The organism is Marinobacter sp. UBA2498, assembly GCF_002341575.1.
GTDB classification, from domain to species: Bacteria; Pseudomonadota; Gammaproteobacteria; order Pseudomonadales; family Oleiphilaceae; genus Marinobacter; species Marinobacter manganoxydans.
Genome location: NZ_DDOI01000137.1, coordinates 4,158 through 6,985, shown reverse-complemented (window position 1 = coordinate 6,985; position 2,828 = coordinate 4,158). Strand labels below are relative to the sequence as shown.

Genomic DNA, 2,828 nt, shown 5'->3' with positions numbered 1-2,828 from the left:
ACGCGGTCAGTGGTGGCGGCGAGGACAAGTACCGGGCGCTCTACGGCACCCTGAGCCATCTGGGCATTCCTTATCTGCTGACCTTTGGCGCCCACGAGTACGAGGACTTTGGCAGTTTCCGTTTCTACGATCACTTTGGTCCGCATTTCTTCAGTATTGAGGCTGGCAACAGCCGGCTGATTTTCCTGGACAGCACCGGTAAAACCCCCTGGCGCTGGCAGATCCGCTGGCTGAAGGATTTGCTGGCCCAGGACACTTCGAAGGCGAGGATCCTGTTCATCGGTCACCCTCCCCTTCATCCGGACGAGAATGCCCCGTTCGACCAGAAGGATGATTACCTGGCGCCGCCCGAGTTCCGGGACGCACTGCTCCAGGCCATCGAAGAACATGACGTGGACCGGGTGTTTTCCGCCAATCTATCGCTCTATTCGGAAAAGACGGTAGGAGACACCACCTTCGTTACGACGGGCGGCGCCGGTGGCCTGGTAATGAACAACGACACCAGTTTCTATCACTACGTGCAGGTGAATGTAGACGCGGATGGTGAGGTAACACACAGACTGCAGCGCCTGGAAGTGGGCCAGCACCCGGTTCTGAAGCGACTGGAAAGTCTCTGGTTCTTTATTTACTCCCTGTTCTACACCGGTTACCTCAACTTTATTCTGATCGTCGCGGTGTTCTCGGCCATTGCCATCAAACTGTATGGTGCCATTTTCATCGCCAAGGACTATTACCCGGACTACGATCTGGACCCGGCCCCCTGGCTCGAAAAGCCGATGCGGGTGGCCATGTTCACCAACAACTACCTGCCCTTCATTGGCGGTGTGCCGATTTCCATTGAACGCCTGCGGCGCGGTCTGGAAGCGCTGGGCGACAAACTGCTTGTGGTGGCGCCGCGCTACAAGGGCCAGCCCGAGGCCGAGCCCCACGTGCTGCGGGTACCCTCGCTTCTGGCCATGGGAGAGAAGCGCGAATTCCGGCTGGCCAATATCTTCCTGGGTCGGATACGCAAGCGAGTCCGGGCGTTCAAGCCGGATATTATCCACCTGCATCATCCGTTCTGGCTTGGGTCCCTGGGACTGTTCGTGGCGCGCACCCTCCGGATACCAGCTATCTATACCTACCATACCCGTCTGGAGCACTACGCCCACTTTGTGCCCCTGCCCGGCATGCTGTTCCGGAACCTGATTTCCCACGCCCTGATCAAGCGCTTTGCCAACAAGTGCGACGGGGTGATCGTGCCGACCTACTCCACCGAGGAATACCTGAGGATGATCGGGGTAAAAACACCAACCTTCGTGCAGCCCACGGGCATCGAATACCACAAATTCCAGGAGGTTCAGGAGAAGGACGTTGAGGCACTGCGGGAGAAGCTGCAGCTTAAGAATGAGAAACTATTCGTCAGCGTTTCCCGGCTCTCCAACGAGAAAAATATCGACTTCATGATCGAGGCCATTGATGCCCTGAGACGGGAAACCGATGTGCCGTTCCGGTTCCTGATGATCGGCGATGGCCACCAGAAAGACCGGCTGCAGAAGAAGATTGAAGACCTTGGGCTTCAAGAGCACTTCACCCTGGTCGGCGCCGTTCCGCCGGACGAAATGGCTATCTGGTACCGGCTGGGTGACGCCTTCCTGTTTGCCTCGATATCTGAAACCCAGGGCATGGTAGTCCTGGAGGCCATGGCGGCCGGCTTGCCGGTGGTAGCGGTTCGATCCAGCGGTATTGAAGACGTGGTTCGGTACGGGTTCAACGGATTCAAGACGCCGGAGAAACAGGACCAGTGGCGGGCGCAGGTCAAAAAACTGCTGGAAGACGACGAACTGCGTGACAAGCTTTCCTCCCAGGCCCTGGAGTTTGCCAGCGACTATTCCGTGGAGCAGTTTGCCAGTGACGTTCGTACCATTTACGCCACCAGCCTGGCCATGTTTGCGAAGAAACGTAAAGGATCAGCAAGCAACCCGGAATAGGTAGGGTTACGGTTTTTCGCGGCGACCTGATCGGGCTAGACTGAATTCACGTATTAAAAAGACAGTTTTAGCCATCGTACCGACTGAATTATCGGAGACTAACGTGAGCGGCATCCCCGTCGGAATCAGCACCTGCCTGCTAGGCAAGGAAGTTCGCCATGATGGCGGCCATAAACATTCCCGTTACTGCACCCAAGTGCTTTCAAAGCACTTTGATTTCCGCTCCATCTGCCCGGAGCTGGAAGCCGGCCTGGGCGTACCCCGCCCTGCCATCCACCTGCGCGAGTACAGCGATGGCCTGCGCCTGATTGAAACCAAAGGGGCAGCGGATCATACCGACGCCATGCAGGGCTTTATCGACCAGATCATGCCCACCCTGGCGGACCTGCGCGGTTACATCCTGATGGCCAAGTCACCCAGCTGTGGCATGGAGCGGATCAAGGTCCATAACGAGGAAGGCAACGTGACCCGACGGGATGGCCGGGGCATGTTCGCCGAGGCGCTGCTGCAAGCCTACCCGCTGATGCCGGTGGAGGAGGAAGGACGCCTCAATGATGACATGATCCGGGAAAACTTCATTGAGCGGGTGTTTGCCTACGACGACTGGATGCAGAACGTGGCCGGCGACAAGCTCTCCGCCAAGGCGCTGATCGAGTTTCATACCCGCCACAAGTTCCAGCTTCTGGCACACTCGGAAAGGATCTACCGCCAGCTCGGCCCCATGCTGGGGGACTTGAAATCCGAGCCACTGGAAGACATCGCCGAGCGGTACATCCACCTGTTCATGGAGGCCATGAGCAAGAAGGTGAGCCGGGGTTCACACATGAACGCCATGCAGCACCTGATGGGCTACCTGCG

General features: G+C 57.8%; 2 protein-coding genes. Both read left to right on the top strand.

What is annotated here, in order from left to right; genetic code table 11:
- The coding region (locus tag B2W52_RS18890; protein ID WP_286803902.1) for a glycosyltransferase at positions 1-1,970 on the top strand (1,970 nt) is incomplete at its 5' end.
- Positions 1,971-2,073: 103 nt separating this feature from the next.
- The coding region (locus B2W52_RS18885) for a YbgA family protein (RefSeq protein ID WP_286803901.1) at positions 2,074-2,828 on the top strand (755 nt) is incomplete at its 3' end.